Genomic DNA, 21,073 nt, shown 5'->3' with positions numbered 1-21,073 from the left:
GAGGCTCCACCATGGGTCAGAATGACCAGCGTGCCTTTCCTGTTGCTGATCGAGGACGACGATTCCATCCGCACGGCCCTCGAACTCTCGCTGTCACGCCAGGGCCACCGTGTGGCCACCGCGGCGACGGGAGAGGACGGCCTGAAACTGCTGCGCGAGCAGCGGCCGGATCTGATCGTGCTGGACGTGATGCTGCCCGGCATCGACGGCTTCGAGGTGTGCCGGCGCATCCGGCGCACCGACCAGCTGCCGATCATCCTGTTGACCGCGCGCAGCGACGACATCGACGTCGTGGTCGGGCTGGAGTCCGGCGCCGACGACTACGTGGTGAAGCCCGTGCAGGGCAGGGTGCTCGACGCGCGCATCCGGGCGGTGCTGCGCCGCGGGGAGCGCGAGTCCACCGATTCCGCGGTGTTCGGGAACCTCGTGATCGACCGGTCCGCGATGACGGTGACCAAGAACGGCGAGGACCTCCAGCTCACGCCGACCGAGTTGCGGCTCCTGCTGGAGCTGAGCCGCAGGCCGGGCCAGGCCCTGTCGCGGCAGCAATTGCTGCGCCTGGTCTGGGAGCACGACTACCTCGGTGACTCCCGTCTGGTGGACGCCTGTGTGCAGCGGCTGCGCGCCAAGGTGGAGGACGTGCCGTCCTCGCCGACCCTGATCCGTACCGTTCGGGGCGTGGGCTACCGGCTGGACTCGCCTCAGTGACTGCCGCCGCTGTACGGAGCCTGCTCACCGGGCTCCGCTGGACGAGCCTGCGCCTGCGCCTCGCCGTCGTGTTCGGACTGGTGGCGCTGACCGCCGCGGTGTCCGCCTCGGGAATCGCGTACTGGCTGAACCGTGAGGCCGTGCTGACCCGCACCCAGGACGCGGCGCTCGGCGACTTCCGCCAGGAGATGCAGAACCGCGCGGCGTCGCTGCCGCTGCGGCCCACCAAGGACGATCTGCAGAAAGCCGCCGTGCAGATGGCGAGCAGTTCGCCCGGTTACAGCGTGCTGCTGGTCGACGAGCGGGACGCCGGAAAGCCGATCGTCGGCAACTCCGACCTGGACTCCTTCACGCTCGACAACGTGCCGCCGTCGTTGCAGAAGGCGGTCACCGAGGAGCAGAAGGTGGGGCCGGGCAACAAGTACGAGTACCACCTGTTCTGGCAGCGGACCAGCATCGGCGGGACGCCGTACCTGGTGGGCGGCACGAGGGTCACCGGCGGCGGCCCGACCGGCTACATGCTGAAGTCGCTCGACCAGGAGCGGCAGGACCTGAACTCCCTGGCCTGGTCGCTGGGGATCGCCACGACACTCGCCCTGATCGGCTCGGCGCTGCTGGCGCAGGCCGCGGCGACGACCGTGCTGCGGCCCGTGCAGCGGCTCGGCGATGCGGCGCGCAAGCTCGGCGAGGGCAAGCTCGACACCCGGCTCGCGGTGTCCGGCACCGACGAACTCGCCGACCTTTCCCGCACGTTCAACAGGACGGCGAGTTCGCTGGAGAAACGGGTCGCGGACATGAGCGCGCGGGAGGAGGCGAGCCGCCGGTTCGTCGCCGACATGTCGCACGAACTACGCACCCCGCTCACCGCGTTGACCGCCGTGACCGAGGTGCTGGAGGACGAGGCGGACGGCCTCGACCCGATGATCGCGCCCGCGGTGCATCTGGTGGTGAGCGAGACCCGGCGCCTGAACGACCTGGTGGAGAACCTGATGGAGGTCACCCGCTTCGATGCGGGCACGGCCCGTCTCGTCCTCGACACGGTCGACGTCGCCGACCAGGTCACCGCCTGCATCGACGCCCGCGCCTGGCTGGACGCGGTGGACCTGGACGCGGAGCGCGGCATGATGGTCCGCCTCGACCCGCGTCGGCTCGACGTGATCCTGGCGAACCTGATCGGCAACGCGCTCAAGCACGGCGGTTCCCCGGTACGGGTCGCGGTGCGGACCGAGGGCGACGAACTCGTCATCGAGGTCCGCGACCACGGCCCCGGCATCCCCGAGGACGTCCTGCCGCACGTCTTCGACCGGTTCTACAAGGCCAGTGCCTCCCGTCCGCGTTCCGACGGCAGCGGTCTCGGGCTGTCCATCGCGATGGAGAACGCGCACGTCCACGGCGGCGACATCACGGCCTCGAACTCGCCGGACGGCGACGGCGCGGTGTTCGTGCTGCGTCTGCCGCGCGACGCCGAACGGCTCACCCGTTCCGGCGACGACGGGCCCGACGGCCCCGACGGCATCCCCGGGGAACGCGACTCCGGCGGCCGGGGCGAGGAGGACGACGCGACGTGATGGGCAGCAACCACCGGGCCCGCCGCCGGGCCGCGGCACTTGCCGGTGCCGTGCTCACGGCGGCACTGGCCGCGGGCTGCGGGATCAGGACCACCTCGGTGCCGGTGGACGCCGGGCCCGCACCTTCCCGGGTGCCGTGCACGACGTCCTCGGACGACGTGACCACGCAGGCCCTGCGGGGCATACCCGTGCAGATCTATCTGCTCTGCTCCTCGCAACTGGTCGCCGTGGACCGTGCCGTGCGGGTCGACGAGACGGCGTCGGGGACGAACCGGGTCGAGCTCGCACGGGCGCTCCTGGCGGAGTTGCGGCAGCGGCCTCCCGCCGAGGAGCGACAGGCCGGGTTCACCACGGCGGTCCCCGAGCGCCTGCGGATCGACGCGCCCCGTGACGGCGACCCGCACTACGCCCTGCGGCTCGGCGAACAGCCGGAGGATCTGCCGGCCGAGGCGCTCGCACAGATCGTCTGCACGTACGCGAAGAGCACGACGCTCGCACCGGGGGGCACCGTGGTGCTGGGCGGGCCCGGGAAGTACCCGTCGCGCAACTATCTCTGCACCGCGGAGATGAAGGCGAGGCCGCAGGCGGTCACGACGCCGAGCAGGAATGCGGACCCGGACGCGGATTCGGGGACGGAACCTGGGTCCGGGACGGGAACGGGGCTGGGCTCCGGGGCGGGAACGGGCGACGACTGAGCACCGGGGCGGGCGACCGCCGCGGATACCGCGTGGTTTCCCACGCGGCTTCCCCGCGCCGCATTCCCGGCGGACGGAACCGATCCTGCCGCCCGACGCGTCTTGGGTGGCGTGCGTCAAGGTTCGGACAGCCAAACTGTCATCCGTTTCCGCGCGGCCGGGGTCCTTCTCCTCCTCGCGCATCTGTTGTTCGTCGGGTGGCTGACCCTGCGTCCGCTCGATGTGCCCTGGATGACCGCCTCGAACCTGCATCCTTTCGCCGGGATCAGGGCGGATCTGTCCCTCGGCCCCGTCGAGGCGACTCGCCGGATCGGCAAGGGGCTGCTGCTGCTCGCCCCGCTCGGCATCCTGCTGCCGATGGCCGGGGGCCGCCTGTACGTCTCCCCCTGGGCCTCGATGGCCCGTACCGTCGCGGCGGGAGCGATGATTTCGCTGGCCATCGAACTGGGCCAGACCGGGGTGCCCGGACAGCGCGTCGATGTCGACTCCCTCCTGCTGAACACCATCGGTGTGGCCCTGGCCCATCTGCTGGTCGTCCCGATGTGCCGGGCGCGGCTGCGTCGCCGGAGGCAGCAGCAGCGGCAGCAACGGCAGCGGCGGGTCAGGGAGGCGCCCCGCCCGGAGGACGAGACGGCTCAGGGACCGACCCCGACGATTCCCAGGGTCGGGATGGCACCGTAGAGCGACGCTTCGCCCCGGTTTGCCGGGCGACCATGGAGGCATCGGGAGCACGGAGGAACGGCTCCCCCACCACGGTTCACGAAGGAGCCCACCATGGCCGCACTTGCCCGCCCCCGTGACGGACGCATGATCGGCGGAGTGTGCGCGGCGCTGGCACGGCGCTTCGGTACCTCCGCGGGGACCATGCGCATCATCTTCCTGATCTCCTGCCTGCTGCCGGGGCCGCAGTGCCTGCTCTACCTGGCGCTGTGGGTGCTGTTCCCGGCCGAGAAGACGCCATCGACCGCCTGGTGACAACCGCCGCACGACATGCCTGTGGGCGGCACCCGAATGCGGGTGCCGCCCACAGGCATGTGCCGGACACGTCGTACGGCGGGTACGCGGTGTAGCGGCGGTGTCGGCCGTGCGAAGGGGCTCAGCCGCCGAGCGGGAGTCCGTTGACCGAACCGCCGGCGGCGTTCAGACCGCCCGCGGGCAGGCCGCCGAGCAGACCCTTGACCGGGGCGGTGACGCCACCGACGAGCTTCTGCTGGCCGGTGCCGAGGAGCTTCGTGGCCGTGTCCTCGACCGGCAGGGTCTTGGTCGCGTTGCCCAGCGCCGCACCGGCGACCGGCAGGGCGGTACCCGCGGCGTCGGTCGGCAGCACGGCGGCGGAAGCGGTACCCGCGGCGGCAGCGGCGAAAGCGGCACCGAGAACGGCGGCACCGAGGGTCCTGGCAGCAGACTGCTTCATGTGAAATTCATCCTTGAGGAAGGGGATTGAGCGGCTCCGAAACGTAGTCAGCCCACTACCGCTTCCGCAAACAACACCGACACGGAAAACGGCCGGGACAGCCTCGCGATTCCGAGGCCCCGGCCGTCTTCCACGACATGCCTATCAGCCCGCCGACGCGGAAGAAACGCTGGTCGCGGCCGTCTGCTGGAAAAGCCACTCCGACTTCAGCTCGGCATAGCCGGGCTTGATCACCTCGTTGATCATTGCCAGACGTTCATCGAAAGGGATGAACGCGGACTTCATCGCGTTGACGGTGAACCATTGCATGTCGTCGAGCGTGTATCCGAAGGTCTCGGTCAGCTTCTCGAATTCGTGGCTCATGCTCGTGCCACTCATCAAGCGGTTGTCCGTATTCACGGTGGCGCGGAAATGCAGCTTCCGCAGCAGCCCGATGGGGTGCTCGGCGTACGAGGCGGCCGCCCCCGTCTGGAGGTTGGAGGTCGGGCACAGCTCCAGCGGGATGCGCTTGTCCCGTACATAGGAGGCGAGGCGTCCCAGCTTCACACCGCCGTCCTCGGCGACCTCGATGTCGTCGATGATGCGGACGCCGTGGCCGAGCCGGTCGGCCCCGCACCACTGGATGGCCTGCCAGATCGAGGGCAGCCCGAATGCCTCGCCCGCGTGGATGGTGAAGTGGTTGTTCTCCCGCTTGAGGTACTCGAACGCGTCGAGGTGGCGGGTGGGCGGGAAGCCCGCCTCCGCCCCGGCGATGTCGAAGCCGACGACGCCCTGCTCCCGGTAGCGGTTGGCGAGTTCGGCGATCTCCAGGGAGCGGGCGGCGTGCCGCATCGCGGTGAGGAGGGCGCCGACACGGATGCGGTGCCCGTCCTGCCTGGCCCGCCGCTCGCCCTCGCGGAAACCTTCGTTGACCGCCTCGACGACCTCCTCCAGGGTCAGTCCGGCCTCCAGGTGCTGCTCGGGGGCGTACCGCACCTCCGCGTACACCACACCGTCGGCGGCCAGGTCCTCGGCGCATTCGGCGGCGACCCGGACCAGGGCGTCACGGGTCTGCATGACGGCGCAGGTGTGCGCGAACGTCTCCAGGTAGCGCTCCAGCGATCCGGAGTCCGCCGCCTCGCGGAACCAGATGCCGAGCTTGTCGGGTTCGGTCTCGGGAAGCCCGTCGTATCCGCTCGCGAGAGCGAGATCGACGATCGTTCCCGGGCGCAGACCACCGTCGAGGTGGTCGTGGAGAAGGACCTTCGGGGCGCGCCGGATCTGATCCCGGCCGGGCACGTGCGGGGTGGGGCTCGTCATTTGGGCACTGTAACGCCTACGCGCGTAGATTGTCGCTCGTCGATACGTAACAGTGACCGCGAAGACGGGTGGAGTACACCCGTCCTTCTGACACTGTTCTGTCATGGCACAGCGCGCACTCACCCCGCCCGGCGCAAGGCTGGGACGGGCCGTCGGCACGGCCGGAACACCGACTTCGGTCAGCGGCGTCGTTCTGCTGCTCCCGGACGGCGAACCCGACTCGCACCGCCGCCCCTCCCCCCTCGCGTACGCCCGCCGCCTACCGCTGGCCCGAGCCCTGGCCCGCGCGGGACGCGCGGACGGCCTCGCCGTGCACGTCGTGCACTACCGCTGCCACGGCTGGAACGCGCCCGACGCGCACCTCGCGGCGGACGCCGAATGGGCGACGGACGAGATCGTGCGGCGCTACGGCGACGTCCCCGTCTGCCTCACCGGCCATGGCATGGGCGGCCGTGCCGCCCTCCGGGCGGGCGGCCACGAGGCCGTCACCTCCGTTCTGGCCATGGCGCCCTGGCTGCCCGAGGACGATGCGGGCGATCCGGAGCCGGTCAAGCACCTGCTCGACCGCCGGGTCCTGCTCGTCCACGGCACCAACGACGCCCGCACCGACCCCGAACTCTCCTTCCGCCTGGCCGAACGCGCCAAGAAGACCAACCGCGACACCTGCCGCTTCGAAGTCCACTCCGACGGCCACGCGCTGCGCCAGCACCGTTATGAAGTGACCGCCCTGGCAACGGACTTCGCGCTCGGCTCCCTCTTCGGCCACGCCTACGCCCGCCCGGTCGCCGACGCCCTGGCGGCCCCGCCGCCCCTGGGGCTGCGGATGCCCCTCGCGGCGGGGTTCGGGAAGTCGCTGCGGAGGTGAGGGGACCGGGGCCTTTTTCGCGAGGACGGGATCGAAGGGCCGAAGCGAGGCGGCCACGACCCCGTGGTCCGGCAGCCACCGCCTCGCGACGTGATGGGGCGCATCGGGCTCGGGCGGGCGTCCCTGCGGTGTCACCGGGCGGTACACCTGCCCGATCGGGGACATTGTTCCCAATCGTTATACGGGACTATCGGGACAAGCAGCGCACAACGCGGCACATGCGGTCAGAGGTGCATTGACGGGGCGTGTGCCGTCGCAGGAAGCTGAGCGTTCTCCCCCCACGGTAGCCATTTCATTCAACCGTTGGATTACCCATGCGCACAGTTGCTTCCGCAAGCACGCTCACGGCCGCCGTCACCGCGGCCCTGCTGCTTGCCCCCACGGCGTACGCCACCGCTCCCGGCGACAACGGCACCGTGAAGATCCACGATGCCGCGACCGGCGAGGAGCTTCGCAAGAACGAGCCTCACGTGTGCACCTTCTACCTCGACGCCTTCGGTTTTGATGCCGGTCAGAAGGTCGACTGGCGCATCGAGGCCTGGCCCCCGACCGCCAAGGTCAAGGGCGAGATCGTGAAATCCGGTTCGCTGACGCTCGACGGCAAGGGACATCTCCGTTCGGAGGACCAGTCCCTGCCCGACGGCCACTACAAGCTCTTCTGGAACTTCGACGGCGAGCACGGCCGGGCCAAGCACAAGGTCTTCTGGGTCGATTGCGGCGAAACCCCGAGCGGTGAGAACCCGAGCGGTGAGAACCCGGGTGGCGGGACCCCTGGCGGCGAGACCCCGGGCGGTGAAACGCCTGGTGGCGAGACCCCCGGCGGGTCCACGCCGTCGGGCTCCGCCACCGAGCCGGGCGCCGTCGCCCCGTCCACCCCCGGGGACGCCACGGCAACCCCCTCGGCTGCGGCCTCGGCCTCCACCCCCTCGTCCGCACCGTCCGCACACGGTGGCGGTGACCTCGCCGAAACCGGTAGCAGCGCGCCCGTCGCCCTGCTGTCCGCGGCGGCTGCCGCGCTCGTCGCGGCCGGCGGCTTCCTGGTGATCCGTCGCCGCAAGGCCCAGCAGCACTGATGCGCGTCGGAGTCCCCGTGCTCCGCGGCCGGTGAGCCGTCGTTCGCTCTCCGACGCCCGTGGTCGGCCCTCGGCCGGCCACGGGCGTCGGGGTTTTCGGGGCGGCTTGGACGCTCGAACCGCGCCGGTGCCGCGGAGGGTGTCGCCGAGGTGGGCACCGGAGGCCGGGCCACTGGTGCAGTTCATCGACTGCCGCACTGCGACGGGCCGGAGGTCCGTGCTGAGCAGTGGTTCCTCGCGGTCAGGCCCGGTGGGCGCGGGACGCGAGGCGATCGGCGAACTCGATGACGCGGTCGCGCAGTTCGTCGGGGCGCTCGACGACGAACGGCCGGTCGAGTGAGGCGAGTACCGGAGGCAACCAGTCGAGCCGCTCCGCCCGCAGCTCGACGTGGAGCCAGCGCTCGCCCGCCCCGACCTCGCCCGCCGCGGGCTCGTACTCCAGCAGGCTCGCGATGCCGGAGGGAAGGTGGGCGCGGATCTGCTCGACGGTCCCGTGGATCCGCAAGGTCACCTCATGCCGGTACTCGGCCGTGGCGAACCCCGACAACACGCGCTCTGCGGGACCGGGACCTGTCGGCACCTCGAAGGAGCCGGGCAGGGTCCGCGCGTCTGCGATGCGATCGAGCCGGAAGGTTCGGTCCTCGCCGATCCGGGCGTCCTTGCCCGTGACGTACCACCGGCCCGAATGGCTGACGATCCCGTACGCGTGCAGTGTGCGTTCGCTGCGCCGTCCGTCGCGGCCGGTGTAACGGATCGAGACCGGTCGGCGGTGGCGCACCGCATCGGCGACGGCGAGCAGGACCCCGGCGTCCGGGGTGCCGGACTCTCCGGGCTGTTCCGTGAAGGCGAGGGATTCCAGAAGTGCGTCGAGACGGCGGGCGATGTGCTTGGGCAGCACCCGCCGGATCTTGGCCGATGCCGTCTCGTTCGCCGTGTGCTGCGTCGTCGTCAGCCCTGCCCGGCGGCCGGCGACAAGGCCGAGCAGCACGGCCAGCGCCTCGTCGTCGCTGAGCATGAGCGGAGGCAAGCGGTACCCGGGGGCGAGCCGGTACCCGCCGTAGCGGCCGCGCACCGATTCCACCGGCACGTCGAGGTCGATCAGCTGGTTCACATACCGCCGCACGGTGCGCGCTTCGACGCCGAGCCGGTCGGCGAGCTCGGCCACGGTCCGGCTGCCGCCCGATTGCAGCAGCTCCAGAAGTGTCAGCACGCGGCCGGTGGGTCGAGACATGTGCACAACCTAGTGCGAATACAGGACCGATTCTGTCCACTATTTCTCCTAGCCTGCGCTGTGCACGCCTCCACACAGCCAAGGAGATCCCCCCATGAACTTCGTCTCGATCCGCATCATCACCAGCGATGTGGCGCGTCTCGTCGAGTTCTACGAGCGAGCCACAGGAGTGCGGGCGACGTGGGCCACCGAGGACTTCGCCGAGCTCGGGACCCCGGGCGCCACCCTCGCGATCGCCGGCACCCGCACCGTCCCGCTGTTCGCCCCGGGCTCTGCCCGCCCGGCGGACAACCACAGCGTGATCGCCGAGTTCCTCGTCGACGACGTGGACCGCGTGCACCAGAACCTGACCGGCTTCGTCACCGACTTCGTCAACGGGCCCACCACCATGCCTTGGGGCAACCGGTCGCTGCTGTTCCGCGACCCCGACGGCAACCTCGTCAACTTCTTCACCCCCGTCACCCCGGCGGCTGTCGAGAAGTTCGCGCGCTGACGCCGCGCACGGCCGCTCGGCGTCAGGGGCGAAGCGCCACCAGGAGATCGACGACGTAGGTCTCTTCCAGCTCCTCGCGAGGAAACATCCTGCCCAGCCGCTCACGCTCCTCGGCGAAGAACGCACGGCGGGCGGACTCTTCCAGGACGAGGAATGCCGATCGGCTGCCGATGTTGGCGAGATGCATGTCCAGCGAGACGGTGCGGCTCCAGCGCACCTGGCGGCGCCCGACCCTCAGCCCCGTCAGCCCTGCCAACCGGACGGCCTCACTGTCCGAAGGGCGCACCGCGGACCTCGGACTCACCCCGCAGTGGTGCGCGATGCGCGCGTGCTGCTCACGGAGCCACGGCACGTCGAAGGCCGTGGTGTTCCACCAGATCGCCAGTGCACCGCTCGCTCGCAGCACACGCAACGCCTCCGGGACGGACCGGCCGGGGTCGGTCCACTGCCAGGACTGCGCATACGTGATGAGGTCGCAGGAAGCATCGGCCAGCGGCAGAGCGTTGCCGTCGCCCCTCACGACCGGCATGCCCGGGAGCGCCTGATGGAACCCACCGGCCATGACCTCACCCGGCTCGACGGCGATCACCTCGGCACCCCGCTCCCGCAGAAGCGCACTGGCGATTCCGGTACCCGCGCCGACATCGGCGACCCGGGCACCTGCCAGACGACAGCCTGCGAATTGCTCGACGGAGTCGAGGACCTCGGCCGGATAGGCGGGCCGACTCGCTGCGTACTGAGCCGCGGCCACATCGAACGACTGGGCGCGAGAGCTGGCGGTCATACCCTCGTCATCGCGTCCCTGCGCCGAACGTTCCACCACCGCGAACCCGGTGAACGTTTCCGGTCACGGCACCAGGGCGTGTGAGGAGGACCCGCCTGCCCACACGCCCTGGTGCTCGGACACGCCCCAGGAGGACTTCGGCGGGGACAGTGCGTTCGGTCGCGCATGCGAAGCCAGGGCTACGCTCGTCGGCATGCCGAACCGTGTTCCTTTCAACGAGGCGCTGCTCTCCACCGTGGGCACCCCCCAGCAGGCCGAACTCCTGGACAGCAGTCCGCGGTCACGGGTGTGGCGGGTGCGGCCGGCCGACCGGCAGCCGGTGATCGTCAAACAGATCACCGACGGCGGGGACGCGGACGCCGACGCGAACACGCGCTTCGCGCGGGAGGTCGCCGGGCTGCGCCTGGCGGGGCGGGCCTCCGGACCCGCCGTGGCGCCCGCGGTGCTCGCCACGGACCTGCCCTCGCGGGTGATGGTCCTGGAGCACGTGGACGACCTCGGCAGGACGGACGACTGGATGCCGGGGTACGCCGAGTCGCTCGCCCGGCTGCACGCCCTGACCGGGCCCGCCGACGTGGGCGCACTGCCGGTCTGGTCGGGGCCCACGGCCACCGACGCGGAGTCCTTCCTCGCCCTGGCCAGGGCGCTCGACGTGCCCGTACCGTCCGCGGTTCCCCATGAACTCGCCGGTCTCCTGGAGCGGTTGGACCCCACCCCGTACCATGCGCTGCTGCACGGCGACCCCTGCCCCGGCAATGATCTGCGCGCCGCCGACGGCGTCCGCTTCGTCGACTTCGAGCGGGCCTCGCTCGGCAACGGCCTGATCGAACTCGCCTACTTCCGCATCGGTTTCCCCACCTGCTGGTGCGCCATGTCGGTCGCCGCGGCCCCGCTCACGGAGGTCGAGGACGTCTACCGGACCACCTGGCGCGGCCTCACCGGGAAGGACGTTCCGGGTGACCTCGCCGACGCGTGTGCGGGCTGGCTGATCCAGGGCGACGCGCTCGTCGAGCGGGCCCACCGCGGGACGGTCGACCAGCTCGCCCGGGTGCCCGCCGAGGACTTCGAGTGGGGGTACATCTCCGCCCGTGAGCGACTCGTCCACCGCCTGGGCGTGGTCGCCGACATGACCCGCGACCACGATCGCCTGCACGCCGTCGGCCGCCTCAGCTCCGCCCTGGCCGACCGCCTGCTCGAACGCTGGCCGAAGCTGCGTCCGCTGCCCGCACATGACGCCCGCCCTTGGTACTAGGCCCGGTCTCCTCGATCCTCTTCGGCTGCGGATCGTGTTGCCCTCAACGGCTGAGTTGATCAGGGCCCGTTGTCGACCGAGCCGGCCGGCCGCCTCGCGTTCCGGAAAGCGCCGACGCCCGTGCGACCGCCGCGCTCTCACCGCTTCGGCGTCCCGTCCGGCAGCAACAGCTCCATGCGTGCCCACTGTGCGTCAGCCAACGACACACCACACCAGCGATCAGGTGACCGAAGGAAACGGCCTGGGCTCCCCGTCACGGACGACGTCCGGCCACCACCGCGCACAAGGCCGCGAGCGGCAGCTCGGCGACCACGGCCATGACGGCGGCGATGGCCAGTTCCCGGCCGGGGGCGGCGGTGACGAGGTCGACGCAGGCGTCGGCGAGGAGGAGAACCGCCGCGGCGGCCGCGGGCGCGCGGTGGCGGGCGTCGGCGTGCAGCAGCCGGCCGCCCGCGGCGAGCAGCGCGACGGCCTCCAGGGCGTCGAGGGTGACCCAGGCAGCGGCCTCGGCGGGCGGCAGGGTGCCGGCGAGATAACCGAGCCAGGGCAGCAGCGCGAGGCCCGCGCCGACGAGGACGCGGCCCTGCCGACGGTGGGCGCGGCTGAGGCGCACCACTCCGAGCGCGGCACCGTCCGGGGCACAACCACTGTCGATGGAAGGCGAGTTGAAGGCGACGAGAGTCACGTCGAAAGACCTCTTCCGGGTGTCGTGAACCCTGCCGTCGGGCTCGTGATCCACCCTCCGGTTTCCGTCGCCCGGAATCAGTAACGCCGCTGTCCGTCTTGGGGTGGCACTGGTTATACCCCTGTCATGGACGACAGGTTCATGGCAGACCGGCGGGACCGGCGCCTACGGTGAGGCCATGAAGATCCCGCCCCGGCTGCGGCGCGCGCTCACCCGCCTGGCCCGCGACACGTCCTTCCTCGCTCTGGGGGCGCCGCTCCATATCCTCATGGGGTTCCTGCTGTTCATCGACTTCGGTCTCACCTGGGAGGTCATCGGCGGGGGCGACGACAGCGCGCCGATAGCCCTGGGGGTCGTGGTGGTGCTGACAGCGGTCTGCGTGCCCGCGCTGACCGTGGCCCAGTGCTGGCGGTTCCGGCGGCTGCTCGGGATCGACATCCCACGCCCGGGATGGCGGCGGCCGTGGCGCCAGTTCGGCTACCACGGCCTGGCCGGGACGCTGTTCGGCTGGCTCGAAGTGCTGGTGGTGGGGCTGCTGCTGGTGGGCGCGGTCGCGTCGCTGACCGTCGTGTGGGTGTACGCGCTGCCCTGGGAGTGGCGGATCGAGCACCTCGGCCATGCCACGCAGGCGGCGTACGTCTCCGCCGCAGGACTGATCGCGCTGGGCGCCGTCCCGGGCCTGTCCGCCGCCCTCGTACGGCTTGAGGCCCAGGTGGTCCCGAGCCTGCTCGGCAACAGCAGGGAGGAGGACCTGGAGCGGCGGGTCGAGGACCTCACCGAGAGCCGGGCGGGTGCGGTGGACGCGGCGGACGCGGAACGGCGGCGCATCGAGCGGGATCTGCACGACGGTGCGCAGCAGCGGCTGGTGTCGCTGGCGCTGAACCTGGGTCTGGCCAAGGCCACGCTGACGGATCTGCCGCCGGAGGCGCGCGAGGTGATCGATACGGCGCACCGGGAGGCAAAGGAGGCGATCGAGGAACTGAGCAGTCTCGTGCGCGGCCTGCACCCCGCCGTCCTGGACGAACTCGGCCTGGACGCAGCCATGTCGGGGCTCGCGGCCCGTGCCCCGCTGCCCGTACGGCTGCGGGTGGAGATGCCTCGGCGGGCGGCTCCGGCGGTGGAGGCGGTCGCCTACTTCGTGGTCTCCGAGGCGCTGACGAACGTCGCCAAGCACGCGCGGGAGGCGACCCGGGCGGAGGTGACGGTCACCCAGCTGGGCGGGATACTGCGGGTGGCGATCGCGGACGACGGCCTGGGCGGGGCCGACCCCGGCAGAGGGAGCGGCCTCACGGGGCTCGCCCAGCGGGTGCGGTCGGTCGACGGAACATTCCGGATGAGCAGTCCCGTGGGAGGACCGACCATGATGAACGTGGAGCTGCCGTGCCAGAGCTGAGCGGTGCCGTCCTCGGCACGAGACACGAGGGGGCCGGTGTGCGGCGTGCGGTGATCGCCGAGGACTCCGTCCTGTTGCGGATGGGGCTGGTCAAGGTGGTGGAGATGGCCGGTTTCGAGGTGGCCGCCGAAGTGGGGGACGCCCAGGGGCTGCTGGCCGCCGTCGAGGAGCACCGGCCCGATCTGGCGGTGGTGGACGTCCGGATGCCGCCGGACTTCACCGACGAGGGGGTACGGGCCGCGCTGTCGATCCGGCGCGACCGGCCGTCGACCGCCCTGCTGCTGCTCTCGCAGTACGTCGAGGAGCGCTACGCGGCCGATCTGCTCGCCGCCAACACCAGTGGCGTGGGCTATCTGCTCAAGCAACGGGTCGCGGACGTCGAGGAGTTCATCGGGGCGCTGCGGCGGGTGGCGGACGGCGGTACCGCGCTCGACCCGCAGGTCGTCGCCCAGCTGCTGGTACGGCGGTCGAGCGATCCGCTGACCCGGCTGACGGCCCGCGAACGGGAGGTGCTCGCCCTCATGGCCGAGGGCCGGTCCAACGCGGGCATCGCCGCCGAACTCGTGGTCAGCGAGAGCGCGGTGGCCAAGCACATCAACAGCATCCTCGCCAAACTCGACCTGCCCAAGGCCGACGCCGACCACCGCCGGGTGCTGGCGGTGCTGCGTTTCCTGGGCGTGGGCGCCTAGGCCGATTCCTTCGGATCACCTCGCCGGACTCCGCCTCGCCGCCATCGTCATCTGGTCGGCGAGATGATCCGAAAGAAACGCCTCAGCTCCCCACCGAGGATTCGAACCTCGTCCTCCGGGTCCAGAGCCCGGCGTGCTGCCAATTAGACCAGCGGGGAAAGTGTCCGGGTCGTTGTCGGGGAGCGTATGGGCTCGCGCTGCATTGCCACCAGCGAATTACACACCGCTGCGCCAACGCGGAATCCGGGCAGCCATTCCGCAGCCCGCCGGCAAAGCCGCCAAGCCGCCAACCGCGCCGTCGCGACACGGTTCGACGAACTCACCGCCCGCTGCGGGGCCGGTGGGCGGACATCCCTCCGGCTTGCGATGCACCGCATCCGATGCCGCGCGCCGATCCGCCGCGGATTGCGGGACAGCCCTAAGTCGACGCCGGGCGCGGTGTTCTTCCTGCTCCGCGCATCGGCGACGGCGTACGGCAGTCCGGGGAGGAGGAGCACCGGGCCCATCCACAGCGGCAGCGTGAACAGCGCCTCGCCGCCGTCCAGCCACTGGAAGAGCAGCACGACGACCACAGCGACGACGAGGGCGACCGTCATGTTCCTGCCGAGCCCCAGGCTGCCGCGCCGCAGCTCCCAGGCGACCGTGACCGCTCCGACGACGGCCCAGAAGGCGAGATCGCCGACGCTCACGGCACGCTCGGTGGTCCACCGGACCAGACACGTGGTCAGGATCAGCCCGCCGATCACACAGCTGACCCTGGCCGCCATGCGCAGCAGTCGGCTTGCGAACGGAACACGGGCCCGCGCCCAGGACGCGGCGAACTTCGTGGCGTCGCCGCCCACGACGTCCTGGGGCGTGCGGCCTGCGGCCACCGCGTCCTGCCACTCCCTTGGTGTGGGCCCGCGCACGCGGGGACGCCCCGAGCTCCGCCAGTGCTGTGACCGGGTTGGTCCATCGTGATCGGAAGGCGGCTCGCGGGACGAGCGCACGCGCAATGGCTGGTATTACTGGGGCATGCAGGAAGAGACGGCACGCTCCGCGATCGACACGTTCATCTCCGCGTTCAACGCCTCGGACGACAGCTATGTGACTGCCCTGCTCTCCCAGGCCCTGACCTCAGACGTGGTCTTCTGGGGGCCGTTGGGTCGCAGCGAAGGAATCGCGGCGGTCGAGCGGTTCGTGCTGGACATCCGGCGCCACCCGGCGGGGACCGGCACGATGGTGCGCTGCTCAGCAGTGGACATGCCTGGCGAGTGGGCCCGGTACCAGTGGGTCTTCACCACGCCGGATGGAGGCCCCCGCCTGGCGGGAACGGACGTCGTCCATCTGCGGCGGAGCCTCATCGACCAGGTCATCGTCTTTGCGGGGGAGATCGAGCCGTCCGCCTCCTGAGTCGTCCTTCTGTCGCTGTCCTTCTCGTGAACCTGTCCCTTTCGGCACTCCGGGGCTGCGGTTCGCGGTCGGTCAGGCTGCGGCGCTGAGGGGGCGTCCGCCCCAGCGGATGCCTTTGGGTACGGCCCGTACCCCGAGCGGCTGCGGCAGCAGTTCGAGGGCGTGATCCGGCGGTTCAAGACGGGCGGGCGGTGGCGGGAGACGCCGCAGGAGGTCGGTGCCTGGTCGACCGTCTGCAACCGCTTCCGGCAGTGTAGGGACGCCGGCGTCTTCGAAGCCCTGCTGGAGGGCCTGATCGCGGAGGCCGCGAAGCGCGGTGAGGCGGACCTGTCCTTGGTCAGTATCGGCTCCACCACCGCCCGGGCTCACCACGGCACAACCGGGATGCACCTCGACGAGGACGTCGTCACCGCCCCTGGAGAAGGCCACCGCCGAAGAGGAGAAGGCCAGGTCAAAAGGGGCCGCCTCGAAGAACAAAGCGGGCAGGAGGCCGAAGGTGATCCCGAGCGGGAGGAGCGACGACGCATCCGGCGTCGGTGAAAACTCCGGCTGAAGGCCGCCCTCCTCGGACGTTCCAGCGGTGGGCAGACCAGCAAGGTCCATCTCGCCGCCGACCGCAAGTGCCGCCCACTGGCGTTCGTCCTGACCGTGGGCCAGGCGGCGGACAGCCCGCAGTTCATCCCCGTCCTGAGCAAGTGCGGGGCAGGCCGACGGGATCGCAAGGCGGTCGGAGGCTCTCGGATGGGGTCTCCCCTGCTCGAACGAAGCCGAGAGCTCGGGGAAGTGCCGGACGGTGCGACGGGGGCAAACGTTGCCTGGATCGGCACTGGTTCCGAGCCGAGCCGCCGCGGACCGCCGGATCCCGCCAAACAGTCGATTTCCCACCGCACTTGGGGGGCGGTCGTGCATTCGTTCGGGCCTGGGCTAGCCTGAAACCATGGACAGGGGGCGGGAAGAAGAGCCAGGTTTACGCGGCAGCGGAGCCGGGCCGACCGGGCCGGATGATCCTCGGCGGATCGGTGCCTTCAGGCTGCTCGGCGTGCTTGGCGCCGGCGGTATGGGGCGGGTCTATCTCGGCGCGGCGGCGGGGCGGTACGCGGCCGTCAAGCAGGTGCTGCCGGTCCTCGCCGCGGACAAGGACTTCCTGTCCCACTTCGGGCACGAGCTCGACAATCTCGCCAAGCTGCCGTCCGGGGTCAGCGCCCGGCTGCTGGCCAGTGACCGCACGGCACAGCCACCGTGGTTCGCCACGGAGTACATCCCGGGCATCACCCTGAGCGATGCGCTGCGGCTGAACGGCGGCCCACTGCCCGCCGACAGTCTCTGGCGACTGCTGCGCGACGCGGCAAAGGGGCTGCGCGCCGTACACGCCGCCGACATGGTGCACCGCGACCTCAAGCCCTCCAACGTCATGCTGACCCTCGACGGTGTGACCCTCATCGATTTCGGGGTGGCGCGGGCGGCTGACCAGAGCAGGGTGACGAGGACCGGCATGGTCATCGGGACACCTGCCTACATGGCTCCGGAACAGGCCATGGCCGAGCGGGAGCTGACCGGAGCGGTGGACGTGTTCGCACTCGCCGGCCTGCTGCTCTTCGCGGCGAACTGCCGTCCGCCGTTCGGCGACGGGTCGGGGCCGGGCCTGTTCTACCGCATCGTGCACACCGAACCCGATCTCGGGCGTCTGCCGGACCTCGATCCGGCCCTGGCCGCCGTGGTCAAGTCCTGTCTCGCCAAGAACGCCGCGGACCGGCCGACGGCCGCCGAGATCTTCGAGATCGCCGACGAACGGGTGCCCGCCGCGGTCACCGAGCCGTGGCCGTCGGTCGTCACGGACCGGATCACCGAGCGGGCGGCGTTCGCGGCGAACCCGCCGCCGCCCGAGGAGCCCGAATCGGAGCGGGCGGAAAAGCCCGCCTCCGCCGTGGTGCCTTCCCTGCCGGTCGTCGGGATGACCGGCGCCGTCCCCGAGAAGCCGCACAGGCGCCGCCAGCGGGTGCTGCTCGTCGCGATCCCCGTCGTGGTGGCCACGGGCACGACGCTGACCCTGGCGCTCGGGCCGTACCAGATCGGCCGATCCGGGGCGGACTCCGATGCCGCGGCGCCGTCGATCAGCGTCGGACCGTCCGGATCTGCGGCGGGCAGTGGTTCCTCGGATCCCGTGAAGTCGCCCTCCCGCTCACCCGGTTCCAAGCCCGGATCGGGCTCCGCCTCACCAAACGGCTCCACAGACAAGTCCAAGGACGGGAAGGACGGTGCGGGCGGAGCCGAAGGCTCAGGTTCCGGCGGTTCCGGCGGTTCCGGCGGTTCCGGCGGTTCTGGCGGTTCTGGCGGTTCCGATGGCGGTGGTTCCAATTCCTCGGGCGGTTCCGGCTCAGGTTCCGCTTCCGGCTCCGGCTCCGGCTCCGGCTCCGGCTCCGGCTCCGGCTCCGGCGGATCCCAGTCCTCCGGCGGCTCCGGTTCGAGCTCCGGCTCGGGCGGAGGACAGGTTCCGGCCCCCTCGGGGCAGCACTACCTCAAGAACGCGTCCAACAAGCGGTGCCTGGGCGAGTCCGCCTCCACCTACGGCGGCTCCATGATCATGAATTCGGTATGCGGCGAGCCTGCGCACAACGGGGCCACGCTCTACTACAAGTGGACGTACAAAAACACCTCCGGCGACAGCTTCAAGCTCGTCGGCCAGGGCACCGGCAAATGCCTCAGGCTGAACGGCTACGCAGGGCTGTCGACCGAGACCTGCAACTCCTCCGAATCCCAGACCTGGCGGATTGGGTCCAAGACATCGAGCGGCCACACCCTGATGAACGTCGCCGAGGGCGTCTGCCTCCAGATGTTCAGCAGCATCGGCTTCCAGTCGGCGGCGTGCAACCCCTCGGAACCGTCCCAGCTGTGGCGCAACTCCTGACCGCCGGACACGGACCTTCGCGCGCGAGCGCGGAAGCCCGTACGGGGTCGGGCACTGGCTGCCGGGCGGCCGAACGGACGTGTCGCGCAGCGGTGTTCAGCGCCGCGATACCGGCGCCGCGCCCGCCAGGATGCGTGGTTCCTCGCCCTGGTACAGGCGGCGTGCGGCGGGTGCCCTGTTGCGGAGGAGGACCGTGCCGAGCCAGCCGGCCAGGAAACCGGCCGGAACGGAGACGAGCCCGGTCGTGATGTACGGGTACCAGTTGAAATCGAGGTCGGTGAAGACCGACGAGGGCGAGCCCGAGACCGGGTTGGTGCCGGTGATCAGCACCAGCACGGTGCCGGTTCCGACGATCAGGGTGCTGAGCAGCCTGATGCGGGTGAAGCGTCGCCAGAACATACTGTAGACGAGGGCTGGTGCCGGGGCCGCAGTTCATCCCCGTGCTGGAGAAGGCCCGGGTCCGTGACCCGGTCGGCCGCCCCCGCACCCGGCCCGACGCCGTCGCCGTCGCCGTCGCCGTCGCCGGAGACAATGCCTACTCGTCTCGCGAAAACCGCGCTCACCTGCGCAGACGTGGCATCAAGGCCGTCATCCCGGAGAAGCGGGACCAGGCCGCGAACCGGAAGAAGAAACGCTCTGGCGGCGGTCGGCCCGTCAGCCACGACGCGGACCTGTACAAGGAGCGCAACACCGTCGAGCGGCCGATCAACAAGTTGAATACCTGGCGGGGCATCGCCAGCCGGTACGACAAGACCCCGGAGAGCTACCTCGTCGGCCTCCACTTGCGAGCCTCGATGATCTGGATCAAAGACCTCACCAGGACGGCCAGTTGATCACGACCCGATACGCACTCCAGTCGACTCACGGAGCTCCGCCCTGCACCCCGCGCATGTGCAGGAGGTAGTCCTGTTCTACAGCGTCGCGCTGAGCTCACGAACACGGGCAATGCGGAGATCGCGCAGGTGTACACCTACACATCGGGCGACAGGTCGACCGAACCCAACGCCCATCCGGGCCTGGGCGTGGTATTCCACAGCAAATCCCGGATCTTTATGCTGTTCCAGCACACGGCACGCCCCGGCCAGGGCAAGGGAAGTGAGCCGTTCGCACTGCAAGAAGCATTCTGATCGTCCCCTCCGGCTGCGCAGCGGGAGAGGAACGTAAGAGCACCACCTATCAGCACCACCCCGCCAAGGAGGAACTGATATGTGCGACACGCTCGACCATCGCTTCGATCCCAGCCGATGCGAAGGCTCCTGCCCCGTCTGCGGTGCGGGAGTGGGCACGGCGACCGGCCAAAGCCCGCCACGATCCACCAACGCTCCGGGAGCGGCACCGAGACCTGTCCGGGGAGCGGGCAGCCTGCACTGTAGCGCCAACCATCCGAGTCCTGGACGCACGTGTACCGGGACTCGGATGGCCCGGGACGTGGAGCAGCCTGACTCCGGACTCGACGTGACTGTCGTCGTCCACCGGTCCGAACGCCCGTCGAGAGGAGCGGCTCCACACGGGTTCACCGGTTCGGTGAAGTGTCAGCGGTACCAGCTAGGTTCGCGGCATGAATGATGCTGAAGTCGCCTCGCTCCTGGCCGGATGTACGCACAGTCCCTACCCCGGGGCGTGGCAGAACTCCCCTTTCACGGAACGCACGGTGGACGGTGTGCGGTACGCCTTGGTCGCGGTCGACCCGGGGGTGAGCGCGCTGGGCATGCGGCGTGACGACGGTTCGCTGTGGGGCTTGCCGGAGGACGGTGTCCCCCACCTGGTCAACGCCGACGTCGAGGCGTTCGTCGCCTTCGACCGCGCCTACGCGGAGGCCGCGGCCGAGGCCGCCGCGTACGAGGGGCCGGGTGACGATCTCGACGACGAGGAGGCCGCCGACCGGGCCGAGGAGGCCGCCGACGCGCTCACCGAAGCGTTGGTGGCCCGGTTCGAGTCCCTGGACACCGACGCCGTTGTCGACGAGAACTCCTTCTGGTGCCTCGCCGCCGAGGAACTCGGCTACGGCATGAGCACGTGACCACGCGGAACACCTGAACGGGTCCGGCAGGCCGGAGCCATCGAGGCGGGAGACGGTCGCGAACTCGCGCTGCCATGCCGCACGATTGCCGCACCTCTCCCTCCACCGCAGCGAGAAGCCCCACCGCGCATGCTCCGCGCGATGGGGCCTCCCAGGACGGACAGGCGTGGCGCCGGGTGGTCAGAGCGTGCCGAACTCGTCGGCCTTGACGCCCGCCACGAAGGACGCGAACGCACCGGCAGAAGCGTTCAGCGCCGGGCCGCTCGGGTTCTTCGAGTCACGGACGGGGACCACGCCACGCGCGGCGACGAGATTGACGGCGACCTCGACGCAGGTGCCGCCGTTGTTGCTGTAGGAGGACGTGAACCAATGAGGGGATTCGGTCGTCACGGGGAGCCCTTTCGTATCCAGCTGATCACGGCCACAGGCGCCGCTTGGGGCAACGCCTCGGCTTGAAGGTGATGGCAGACCGTCAACAACGGTAGTGCCGACGCGCTTACCCGGTCGAGACGGCCTCGTCGAGCGGACTCCTCATACGACTTCAGCTCCACGCCGCACCCCTCCAGCACCCCTCCGCCGCGCAGCATGACCGAAGCCCCGCCATGCC

22 protein-coding genes, 1 tRNA gene and 4 pseudogenes are annotated in these 21,073 nt (G+C 70.5%); 18 read left to right on the top strand and 9 right to left on the bottom strand.

Translation table 11 applies throughout. The features are described from left to right. Positions 1–30: 30 nt before the first annotated feature. From afsQ1 to ACFC79_RS00685, 5 genes are all read left to right on the top strand, one after another. A complete protein-coding gene (gene afsQ1 / locus ACFC79_RS00705) occupies positions 31–708 on the top strand; it encodes a two-component system response regulator AfsQ1 (protein ID WP_199883123.1) in 678 nt (225 codons plus the stop codon). Beyond that, the gene (locus tag ACFC79_RS00700; RefSeq protein ID WP_376233312.1) at positions 705–2,276 is read left to right on the top strand and encodes a sensor histidine kinase; all 1,572 of its coding nucleotides are present in this window, start codon (positions 705–707) and stop codon (positions 2,274–2,276) included. The genes afsQ1 and ACFC79_RS00700 overlap by 4 nt, the downstream gene beginning before the upstream one ends. Next, entirely contained in the window at positions 2,276–2,971 is a 696-nt protein-coding gene (locus ACFC79_RS00695; protein WP_376234851.1) for a hypothetical protein, read from the top strand. Before ACFC79_RS00700 ends, ACFC79_RS00695 begins: the two co-directional genes overlap by 1 nt. A 111-nt stretch (positions 2,972–3,082) precedes the next feature. After that, a complete protein-coding gene (locus ACFC79_RS00690; protein ID WP_376233311.1) occupies positions 3,083–3,652 on the top strand; it encodes a VanZ family protein in 570 nt (189 codons plus the stop codon). Positions 3,653–3,745: 93 nt separating this feature from the next. Continuing rightward, positions 3,746–3,946 carry a PspC domain-containing protein gene (locus ACFC79_RS00685; protein ID WP_376233309.1) on the top strand — a complete coding sequence of 67 codons (201 nt, stop codon included), beginning with the start codon at positions 3,746–3,748 and terminating at the stop codon, positions 3,944–3,946. A gap of 121 nt (positions 3,947–4,067) precedes the next feature. Here ACFC79_RS00685 and ACFC79_RS00680 read toward each other — a convergent pair whose 3' ends face one another. Next, entirely contained in the window at positions 4,068–4,385 is a 318-nt protein-coding gene (locus tag ACFC79_RS00680) for a hypothetical protein (protein ID WP_376233306.1), read from the bottom strand. A 144-nt stretch (positions 4,386–4,529) separates the two neighbouring features. After that, positions 4,530–5,684, bottom strand: coding sequence for an adenosine deaminase (locus ACFC79_RS00675; protein WP_376233303.1), 1,155 nt, complete (start codon positions 5,682–5,684; stop codon positions 4,530–4,532). A 103-nt stretch (positions 5,685–5,787) separates the two neighbouring features. Here ACFC79_RS00675 and ACFC79_RS00670 point away from each other — a divergent pair, with 103 nt between their 5' ends. Both ACFC79_RS00670 and ACFC79_RS00665 read left to right on the top strand, forming a co-directional pair. Continuing rightward, positions 5,788–6,549, top strand: a complete 762-nt coding sequence (locus ACFC79_RS00670) for an alpha/beta hydrolase family protein (RefSeq protein WP_376233300.1) — start codon at positions 5,788–5,790, stop codon at positions 6,547–6,549. 314 nt (positions 6,550–6,863) lie between these two features. Then, positions 6,864–7,622, top strand: coding sequence for an LPXTG cell wall anchor domain-containing protein (locus ACFC79_RS00665; protein WP_376233297.1), 759 nt, complete (start codon positions 6,864–6,866; stop codon positions 7,620–7,622). 241 nt (positions 7,623–7,863) lie between these two features. Here ACFC79_RS00665 and ACFC79_RS00660 read toward each other — a convergent pair whose 3' ends face one another. Continuing rightward, entirely contained in the window at positions 7,864–8,853 is a 990-nt protein-coding gene (locus ACFC79_RS00660) for a helix-turn-helix transcriptional regulator (RefSeq protein WP_376233295.1), read from the bottom strand. Between the two features lie 94 nt (positions 8,854–8,947). On the opposite strand from ACFC79_RS00660, the gene ACFC79_RS00655 reads away from it, so the two are divergent. After that, on the top strand, positions 8,948–9,346 hold the full coding sequence (locus ACFC79_RS00655; protein ID WP_376233293.1) for a VOC family protein: 399 nt from the start codon (positions 8,948–8,950) through the stop codon (positions 9,344–9,346). Between the two features lie 22 nt (positions 9,347–9,368). Here ACFC79_RS00655 and ACFC79_RS00650 read toward each other — a convergent pair whose 3' ends face one another. Then, on the bottom strand, positions 9,369–10,130 hold the full coding sequence (locus ACFC79_RS00650) for a class I SAM-dependent methyltransferase (protein WP_376233290.1): 762 nt from the start codon (positions 10,128–10,130) through the stop codon (positions 9,369–9,371). A gap of 193 nt (positions 10,131–10,323) precedes the next feature. Between ACFC79_RS00650 and ACFC79_RS00645 the strand changes: the two genes are divergently transcribed. Beyond that, positions 10,324–11,382, top strand: coding sequence for a phosphotransferase (locus tag ACFC79_RS00645; RefSeq protein ID WP_376233287.1), 1,059 nt, complete (start codon positions 10,324–10,326; stop codon positions 11,380–11,382). Positions 11,383–11,635: 253 nt separating this feature from the next. Here the strand turns inward: ACFC79_RS00645 and ACFC79_RS00640 are convergent, their stop codons facing one another. Next, a complete protein-coding gene (locus tag ACFC79_RS00640) occupies positions 11,636–12,067 on the bottom strand; it encodes a hypothetical protein (protein ID WP_376233285.1) in 432 nt (143 codons plus the stop codon). A gap of 178 nt (positions 12,068–12,245) precedes the next feature. On the opposite strand from ACFC79_RS00640, the gene ACFC79_RS00635 reads away from it, so the two are divergent. Both ACFC79_RS00635 and ACFC79_RS00630 read left to right on the top strand, forming a co-directional pair. After that, positions 12,246–13,460 (top strand): sensor histidine kinase, encoded by a 1,215-nt coding sequence (locus ACFC79_RS00635; protein WP_376233282.1) that lies wholly within the window; start codon positions 12,246–12,248, stop codon positions 13,458–13,460. A gap of 50 nt (positions 13,461–13,510) precedes the next feature. Further along, positions 13,511–14,149 carry a response regulator gene (locus ACFC79_RS00630; RefSeq protein ID WP_376234848.1) on the top strand — a complete coding sequence of 213 codons (639 nt, stop codon included), beginning with the start codon at positions 13,511–13,513 and terminating at the stop codon, positions 14,147–14,149. An 86-nt stretch (positions 14,150–14,235) separates the two neighbouring features. Here ACFC79_RS00630 and ACFC79_RS00625 read toward each other — a convergent pair. Next, positions 14,236–14,307 (bottom strand) — tRNA-Gln (locus ACFC79_RS00625). Continuing rightward, complete coding sequence (locus ACFC79_RS00620; RefSeq protein WP_376233279.1) at positions 14,293–15,021, bottom strand: hypothetical protein; 729 nt, start codon at positions 15,019–15,021, stop codon at positions 14,293–14,295. The genes ACFC79_RS00625 and ACFC79_RS00620 overlap by 15 nt, the downstream gene beginning before the upstream one ends. A 142-nt stretch (positions 15,022–15,163) precedes the next feature. Here ACFC79_RS00620 and ACFC79_RS00615 point away from each other — a divergent pair, with 142 nt between their 5' ends. The 4 genes and pseudogenes from ACFC79_RS00615 to ACFC79_RS00600 all read left to right on the top strand — a co-directional run bounded on the left by ACFC79_RS00615 (position 15,164) and on the right by ACFC79_RS00600 (position 18,446). Continuing rightward, complete coding sequence (locus ACFC79_RS00615) at positions 15,164–15,541, top strand: nuclear transport factor 2 family protein (RefSeq protein WP_030278697.1); 378 nt, start codon at positions 15,164–15,166, stop codon at positions 15,539–15,541. Between the two features lie 123 nt (positions 15,542–15,664). Further along, positions 15,665–15,929 (top strand): annotated as a pseudogene (locus ACFC79_RS00610) (transposase); the annotation flags it as partial. 62 nt (positions 15,930–15,991) lie between these two features. After that, positions 15,992–16,237, top strand: a pseudogene (locus ACFC79_RS00605) (hypothetical protein); the annotation flags it as partial. 343 nt (positions 16,238–16,580) lie between these two features. Further along, positions 16,581–18,446 (top strand): protein kinase, encoded by a 1,866-nt coding sequence (locus ACFC79_RS00600; protein ID WP_376233277.1) that lies wholly within the window; start codon positions 16,581–16,583, stop codon positions 18,444–18,446. A gap of 96 nt (positions 18,447–18,542) precedes the next feature. Here ACFC79_RS00600 and ACFC79_RS00595 read toward each other — a convergent pair. Beyond that, a pseudogene (locus tag ACFC79_RS00595) lies at positions 18,543–18,875 on the bottom strand (cation acetate symporter); the annotation flags it as partial. On the opposite strand from ACFC79_RS00595, the pseudogene ACFC79_RS00590 reads away from it, so the two are divergent. The 3 genes and pseudogenes from ACFC79_RS00590 to ACFC79_RS00580 form a co-directional block, all read left to right on the top strand. Beyond that, positions 18,872–19,279: pseudogene (locus tag ACFC79_RS00590) on the top strand (transposase); the annotation flags it as partial. The pseudogenes ACFC79_RS00595 and ACFC79_RS00590 overlap by 4 nt on opposite strands. A gap of 129 nt (positions 19,280–19,408) precedes the next feature. Beyond that, complete coding sequence (locus ACFC79_RS00585; protein ID WP_376233275.1) at positions 19,409–19,573, top strand: hypothetical protein; 165 nt, start codon at positions 19,409–19,411, stop codon at positions 19,571–19,573. A gap of 431 nt (positions 19,574–20,004) precedes the next feature. Next, a complete protein-coding gene (locus ACFC79_RS00580) occupies positions 20,005–20,466 on the top strand; it encodes a hypothetical protein (RefSeq protein WP_376233272.1) in 462 nt (153 codons plus the stop codon). A gap of 180 nt (positions 20,467–20,646) precedes the next feature. Here ACFC79_RS00580 and ACFC79_RS00575 read toward each other — a convergent pair whose 3' ends face one another. Continuing rightward, on the bottom strand, positions 20,647–20,856 hold the full coding sequence (locus ACFC79_RS00575; protein WP_376233270.1) for a DUF397 domain-containing protein: 210 nt from the start codon (positions 20,854–20,856) through the stop codon (positions 20,647–20,649). Positions 20,857–21,073 lie beyond the last annotated feature (217 nt).

The sequence above is a fragment of the Streptomyces sp. NPDC056061 genome (assembly GCF_042266885.1).
In the GTDB taxonomy this organism is placed as follows: Bacteria; Actinomycetota; Actinomycetes; order Streptomycetales; family Streptomycetaceae; genus Streptomyces.
This window is presented reverse-complemented; position numbering and strand designations above follow the sequence as displayed.